The sequence below is a fragment of the Kribbella sp. genome (assembly GCF_035655035.1).
Classification (GTDB): domain Bacteria; phylum Actinomycetota; class Actinomycetes; order Propionibacteriales; family Kribbellaceae; genus Kribbella.
Map to the genome: position 1 here is coordinate 1 of NZ_DASRVN010000393.1, position 6,759 is coordinate 6,759.

Annotated in this window: 7 protein-coding genes; 3 read left to right on the top strand and 4 right to left on the bottom strand. The window is 70.9% G+C overall.

Annotated elements, in window-relative coordinates; all coding sequences use genetic code 11:
- A partial coding sequence (locus VFF46_RS21895) for a dihydrofolate reductase family protein (protein WP_325039045.1) occupies nucleotides 1–345 on the bottom strand: 345 nt, incomplete at its 3' end.
- Complete coding sequence (gene folP / locus VFF46_RS21900; RefSeq protein WP_325039046.1) at nucleotides 342–1,217, bottom strand: dihydropteroate synthase; 876 nt, start codon at nucleotides 1,215–1,217, stop codon at nucleotides 342–344. The genes folP and VFF46_RS21895, both read right to left, overlap by 4 nt.
- Nucleotides 1,218–1,324: 107 nt before the next feature.
- Here folP and VFF46_RS21905 point away from each other — a divergent pair, with 107 nt between their 5' ends.
- Genes VFF46_RS21905 through VFF46_RS21915 form a run of 3 tightly spaced genes read left to right on the top strand, consistent with a single transcriptional unit; the run spans nucleotide 1,325 to nucleotide 4,349 of the window.
- Complete coding sequence (locus tag VFF46_RS21905) at nucleotides 1,325–2,641, top strand: L-fuconate dehydratase (RefSeq protein ID WP_325039047.1); 1,317 nt, start codon at nucleotides 1,325–1,327, stop codon at nucleotides 2,639–2,641.
- Nucleotides 2,638–3,390 (top strand): SDR family oxidoreductase, encoded by a 753-nt coding sequence (locus VFF46_RS21910; RefSeq protein ID WP_325039048.1) that lies wholly within the window; start codon nucleotides 2,638–2,640, stop codon nucleotides 3,388–3,390. Before VFF46_RS21905 ends, VFF46_RS21910 begins: the two co-directional genes overlap by 4 nt.
- Nucleotides 3,387–4,349: an aldo/keto reductase gene (locus VFF46_RS21915; RefSeq protein ID WP_325039049.1), complete on the top strand. Its 963-nt coding sequence runs from the start codon at nucleotides 3,387–3,389 to the stop codon at nucleotides 4,347–4,349. Before VFF46_RS21910 ends, VFF46_RS21915 begins: the two co-directional genes overlap by 4 nt.
- On the opposite strand, the gene VFF46_RS21920 is transcribed toward VFF46_RS21915, so the two are convergent.
- Both VFF46_RS21920 and VFF46_RS21925 read right to left on the bottom strand, forming a co-directional pair.
- On the bottom strand, nucleotides 4,339–5,865 hold the full coding sequence (locus VFF46_RS21920) for a helix-turn-helix domain-containing protein (protein ID WP_325039050.1): 1,527 nt from the start codon (nucleotides 5,863–5,865) through the stop codon (nucleotides 4,339–4,341). The two genes, VFF46_RS21915 and VFF46_RS21920, sit on opposite strands and share 11 nt — an antisense overlap.
- The coding region (locus tag VFF46_RS21925; protein ID WP_325039051.1) for a DUF917 domain-containing protein at nucleotides 5,862–6,759 on the bottom strand (898 nt) is incomplete at its 5' end. The genes VFF46_RS21920 and VFF46_RS21925, both read right to left, overlap by 4 nt.

Sequence of the window (6,759 nt, forward strand, 5' to 3'; positions counted from 1 at the left end):
CAGCTCGAGCCGGGCCGAGACGGCGACGAGTGTCGGGTTCTCCGGCAGGCCGTGCTCGACCCGCCAGGCGCGGCGCTTCGCCCCGAGCCGCAGACCGCCGTACCCCTCGGCGCGCAGCGTGCCGGCGCCGACCAGCACCGCGTCCGTGAGCATCCGGAGCCGCCCGAGCATGTCCTGGTCGTCCTTGCTGGACAGGCCGCCGGACACGCCCTTCACGGTCACCGCGCCGTCCAGACTGGTGACGAAGTTCGCCCGGAGCCGGGGCACTGACCGATCGTCCACCGCGTACGCGGCGATCAGCTCGTCCTCGGTCAGCTCGCGGCCGGCCGCGCGGTCTCGAATCACACCAGACTCCTTCGGGTGTACGCCGGGGTCGCGGTCTTCCGCAGTACCGCGATCAGGTCGAGGGCCTGCCGGGAGCCGGCGACGTCGTGGACGCGGAACACCCGCGCGCCGAGCCAGGCCGCGACGCTGACCGCCGCGAGGGTGGCCGGACCGCGGCGGCCGGACGGCAGGTCGAGGGTCTCGCCGAGGAAGTCCTTGTTCGACATCGCCACCAGCACCGGCCAGCCGGTCGCCGCGAGCTCGCCGACCCGGCGCGTCACCTCGAGCGAGTGCAGGGTGTTCTTGCCGAAGTCGTGGGTCGGGTCGATCACGATCCCGTCCGGGCGGACGCCGGCCGCGATCGCCTTCCGGGCCAGCTCGGTGGTCGTCCGGATCACGTCCGCGACCACGTCGTCGTACGCCATCCGGTGCGGGTCGGTCCGCGGCTTCAGCCCGCCGACGTGGCTGCAGACCAGGCCGGCGCCCACCTCGGCGGCGGCTCCGGCGAGCTCGGGGTCGTGGCCGGACCAGGTGTCGTTGATCAGGTTCGCCCCGGCCGCGCCGACCCGGCGGGCGACGCCGCTGCGGTAGGTGTCGACGCTGATCAGCAGCTCCGGGTGCCGGTCCCGGACGGTGGCCACGAAGTCGACGGTCCGGCGCAGCTCCTCGGCCTCGTCGACGGGTTCGCCGTAACCGGCCTTGACGCCGCCGATGTCGACCAGGTCCGCGCCGTCGGCGACCGCCTGGTCGATCGCGGTCAGCGCCGCCTGGGTCGCGTACGTCGCGCCGCCGTCGAAGAACGAGTCCGGGGTCCGGTTCACGATCGCCATCACCGCGAACTCGCCCGGCCCGAACGACCGGCCGCCGAGCCGCAGCACACCGTCTCCTGTCACGGCACCGACTGTACGGGGCGGACGCCCCGGGCCAACTATCGCGGCCGCCCCATATCCTATAGGATCTCGTGTCGTCACCCCGCCCACCGCAGCAGATCGGGTCCTCGATGCCACGTTTCACCGAGTTCGAGACGTACGACGTCCGCTTCCCCACGTCCCTGGACCTGGACGGCTCCGATGCGATGAACACCGACCCGGACTACTCCGCGGCGTACGTCATCGTCCGGACCGACGCCGGGGACGGGCTCGAGGGGCACGGGTTCGCGTTCACGATCGGCCGCGGCAACGACATCCAGACCACGGCCATCGAGGCGCTCCGCGACCACGTCCTCGGGCTCGATCTGGACGCCACGCTCAGTGACCTCGGCGGGTTCTGGAAGTCGATGGTGCACGACTCGCAGCTGCGCTGGCTGGGGCCCGAGAAGGGCGTCATGCACATGGCGATCGGCGCGGTCGTGAACGCGGTGTGGGACCTGGCCGCCAAGCGGGCCGGCGTACCGCTGTGGAAACTGCTCGCGGACCTCACCCCGGAGCAGATCGTCGACCTGGTCGACTTCCGGTACCTGACCGACGCGCTGACCCGGGACGAGGCGCTGGAGATCCTGCGCGCGGCCGAGCCCGGGCGGGCCGAGCGGGAGGCGGTCCTGCGGGAACGCGGGTACCCGGCGTACACCACGACCCCGGGCTGGCTCGGGTACGACGACGCGAAACTGGTCCGGCTCTGCCGCGAGGCCGTCGCCGACGGGTTCACCCAGATCAAGCTGAAGGTCGGCGCGGACGTCGACGACGACATCCGCCGGCTGCGGCTGGCCCGCGAGGCGGTCGGCCCGGACATCCGGATCGCGATCGACGCCAACCAGCGCTGGGACGTCCCGGACGCGATCCGCTGGGTCGAGGCGCTGGCGCCGTACGACATCTGGTGGGTCGAGGAGCCGACCAGCCCGGACGACGTCCTCGGGCACGCGGCGATCGCCCGGGCCATCGCGCCGATCCGGGTCGCCACCGGCGAGCACGTGCAGAACCGGGTGGTGTTCAAGCAGTTGCTGCAGGCCGAAGCGCTGTCCTTCCTGCAGATCGACTCGGCCCGGGTCGCGGGCGTCAACGAGAACATCGCGAACCTGCTGCTGGCGGCCAAGTTCGGCGTACCGGTGTGCCCGCACGCGGGCGGGGTAGGACTGTGTGAGCTGGTCCAGCACCTGTCGATGTTCGACTACGTCGCGGTGAGCGGATCACTGGACGACCGGGTGATCGAGTACGTCGACCACCTGCACGAGCACTTCCTGGACCCGGTGGTGATCCGGGACGGGCACTACGTGGCACCGGTACGGCCCGGGTTCGGCGCGGAGATGGATGCCGAGACGCTGGCCGACTTCCGCTACCCGGGTGGCAAGATCTGGACCGACCTAGCTGAGGAGGGCAAGTGACGGACTTCGCCGGCCTGCGGGCCGTGGTGACCGGTGGTGCCTCGGGGATCGGGCTCGCGGCCGCCCGGCTGCTGGCCGACCGCGGCGCGCAGGTGGTCGTGTTCGACCTGAAGCCGGACGTCGACGCGCCGCTGACCGGGATCGCCGCGGACGTCACCGACGACGACTCGATCCGGGACGCGGTCGCCGCCGCGGCGCTGCAGCTCGGCGGGATCGACATCGTGGTGAACAACGCCGGCATCGGCGCCCAGGGGGACGTGACCGCGAACGACGACGCCGAGTGGCACCGGGTGCTGGACGTGAACGTGGTCGGAATCGCCCGCGTCACCCGGGCCGCGCTGCCGCACTTGCGGAAGTCGGCCGCCGCCGCGATCGTCAACACCTGCTCGATCGCCGCCACCGCCGGCCTGCCGAACCGCGCGCTGTACTCGGCCAGCAAAGGCGCCGTACTGGCGCTGACGATGGCGATGGCCGCCGACCACGTCCGCGAAGGCATCCGGGTGAACTGCGTGAACCCCGGTACGGCGGACACGCCGTGGGTCGGGCGGCTGCTCGACGTCGCCGAGGACCCGGCCGCGGAGCGCGCGGCGCTCGAGGCGCGGCAGCCGATGGGCCGGCTGGTGACGGCGGGCGAGGTCGCTGCCGCGATCGCGTACCTCGCGAGTCCGCTGTCCGGGTCGACGACCGGTACGGCGCTGGCCGTCGACGGCGGCATGCAGAACCTGCGGCTCCCCGCGGCCCGCTCATGAGGCTCTTCCCGGAGGGTCAGCGCGTCGGCCTCGGCGGTGCGCCGCTGGGCAACCTGCTCGGCGAGGTGCACGAGTCCGACGCCGTCGCCACCGTGAACGCCGCCTGGGACGAGGGCTGGCGGTACTTCGACACCGCCCCGCACTACGGCCTCGGGCTCGCCGAGGAGCGGCTCGGCCTCGGGCTGCGGGACAAGCCGCGGGACTCGTACGTACTGTCCAGCAAGGTCGGACGGATCATCTACTCGGCCGACACCGCCGCGGTCGACGACGAGGGGTTCGACGTCAGTACGACGCGGCGGCGGCGCTGGGACTTCTCCCGGGACGGCGTACTGCGGAGCATCGAGGATTCGCTGCGGCGGATCGGGACCGACCGGCTGGACGTGGTGTTCGTGCACGACCCGGACGATCACTACGACGAGGCGGTCGCGACCGCGTTCCCGACGCTGATCGAGCTCCGCGAGCAGGGCGTGATCGGCGCGATCGGCTCCGGGATGAACCAGTCCGCGATGCTGACCCGGTTCGTCCGGGAGATCGACATCGACGTGATCATGCTGGCCGGCCGCTACACGCTGATCGACCCGGACGGGCTGGACGACGTACTGCCCGCCTGCGTGGCGAACGACGTCCAGGTGGTTGCCGTCGGCATCTTCAACTCCGGCCTCCTCTCCCAGCCCCGCCCGGCGGCCGGCGCCACCTTCAACTACGAGCCCGCGGCACAGTCCTTGGTTGACAAGGCGAACAAGCTCGCAGACATCTGCGAGTCCCACGGCACCACCCTCCCCGCCGTCGCGCTCGCGTTCCCCCTCTTCCACCCCGCAGTAGCCGGCATCGCCGTAGGCTGCCGCACCCCCGCCGAAGTCCACACCAACGCCACCCTCACCCGAACCGAAGTCCCACCAGCCCTCTGGTCCGACCTAAAATCCACAGGCCTACTCCGCGAAGACGCCCCTACTCCGTAGGTGTTGTGCGGGAGGCGAGGTGTAGCGCGAGGCGTTCGTCTGGGTTGGTTAGGTCTACGCCCAGGAGGTGCTGGATCTTGGTTATGCGGGCCGACGCCGTGTTGCGGTGGATGCCCAGGACTGCGGCTGTTTCGGCCAAGGACGACTCGGTGTCCAGGTAGACGGCCAGCGTCGTGACCAGGTCCCCGGGCTGGTCCTTGATAGGAGCCAACAGCGCCTGAGCAGCAGGCTGGAACGTATCTGTGCGAGTCCAAGCAAGCAGCAGCTGCGCCAACCCCAGCCGGTCGACATGCAGGAACCGCCCGGTCTCAGCGCGCCCCCGTGCCAGCCCAGCGGCATCGCCAGCTTCCGCCAGCGTCGTAGCGATACCACTCGGACCAGCCTGGACCCGACCCACGCCGACGTACGTATCAACGGTCTGCACCAACCGCCGCTGCACCCGACGGATCGCGGCTGCTTGCTGCTGCACCTCAGTGGACGTCGGCTCACGTACGCCGGTGATCCACGCGGACCACCCGTCGCCCTGCTCCACCACCACCGCCCGCAGCCCTTCCGCGTCGAACGCCTCCACCACGTCCGTACGCCGCCCGGCCACGTCCACCTGCCCGTCGGCACCGATCCGGATCCCGGTGTGCCACCCGTCGAGCTGCCACCCCAGATCGACCGCACGCCGCCGGGTCGCCTCCGAGGGCTCACCGTGCAACAGCTCACCCAGCAGCGACGTACGCTGACGCGCGTCCCGCTCCAGCTCGAGCCGTCTGAGCGCCAACCGCTCACCCACAGCAGGTGCAACCACAGTCAGCACCTCAGGCACCGCGGCAACCTCAGCCGGGACCGCACCAGGCAACCGTGCAACCAGCCAGCACACAGGCCCCACGCTGAGCACCGCAACGGCAAGCAGCACGGCACCACTCGGCAGATCCACCCGGTACGGCGCAGCCCAGGCCACCGGCACCTGCGGGAGCACACCCACCAACGCTGCACGTTCGTCCGGCTCCAGCGGATCACCAGCGAGCGTGCCGCCGTCAGCACCCGCCAGCGTCACCGGACGAGCCAGTACACCGGACGTTGTCCGCAGTACCGACGCAAGGTCCCCACCGGCCCGCCTGAGCGCGGACACCGCCCGCAACACCAGGTCCGAACGCACCACCTCAGGCTCAGCCGTCACGCGCCGCAGGTACTCGTGTGCCGCCAGCGGATCCGCACACCCCAGCACCGGCAACCGCAACCGCTCCGCCAACAGCTGAGCCCCACGCCCCAACGGCTCAGTACCCGCCAGCAACAAGGCTCCAGCGCCAGCAGCCGAAGCCCGACTGATCAGAGCGTCAACCCGCCAGTCCCGGTGGTCCTCAACGACCAGAACAACCAGCACCCGCCCGTCGAGCCCTTCAGGCTGAGCCCCCACCCCCAGCACCACCTCCGACCCCGTCACCCGAACCTCTGTGGGCGCTCCGGCGAGTACTACTACGTCTCGCCACCCCGGGGAGGTGAGCATGGCGGTCAGCAGTGCTGTCACGACGCCTCCAGCAGTTGAGGCTCGCAGGACAGGCCGAACGCTTCGGGGCTAACGTGCCGGAGGCGGTCGGGGCGTCGCCACCAGGTCGGCCCTGGGAGCGCGAGGACGACCACCTCGTCGCCAGTGCGTACGGCGTCCACGGCAATCGGCTGGAGGGTACGGCGGTCCAGTACGCAGAGGAGGTCCGGCGTGGTGACAACCGGCGTACCGTCGACCAACGCGAGCAGGTACTCGTTCTCGGTCTCAATGCGGATGACCGCACGGCTCGCGGCGTCGACCACGCACAGGCTCCCTCGGCCAAAGGCCGCACCGCCGTCAGCGATCACATGCCGAGCGACTTCCTCCACCCGCCCGCTGCCGAGCAGCCGCCCGCCCAGACCGTCAGCAACGGCAGCCGGAACCGCACCAGGTTCAAGCGCCGCATGCGCCCGGCCAAGCGCCAAGGCTCGTGTGAGACTCCCCTGGACCGCGTCCACAGTCGCAGGCTCGATCGCTGTCGGTGCCAGCGCAAGGACGGCCCATCCACCCGTCTGAGCGACAAAGCTCCGTACAGCCCGTTCCAGACCGGCCGCGTCGACGTTGTCGACCACTATTACCTGGCCGCTAGGCTCACTGAGCGCACAAGGCGTCAGCGACCGCCCTGCGACCGCCCACGAGAACTGGTCCAGGCGCGGCAACGCCCGTCCCATCAGATCCGCGTCGACCACCGGCAGCCCCAGGTCCAGCGCGGCGATCAACGGTGTCAGCCCGTTGAGGCCGCCGGCTTCCAGCGACATCAGTGCGGTCACGTCCACCCCGGTCCACCGGCTGACCGCCCGTACCGCCGTCTCGAACTCACCACCGCTGGGCAGCTTCTCCATCAGCACACTGGTCGCCCCGACCACCCCGATCGGG

Excerpts from the sequence above, each read along its gene's own strand:
- VFF46_RS21915 (WP_325039049.1), top strand. The coding sequence starts at position 3,387 with ATGAGGCTCTTCCCGGAGGGTCAGCGCGTCGGCCTCGGCGGTGCGCCG.
- VFF46_RS21905 (WP_325039047.1), top strand. The coding sequence starts at position 1,325 with ATGCCACGTTTCACCGAGTTCGAGACGTACGACGTCCGCTTCCCCACG.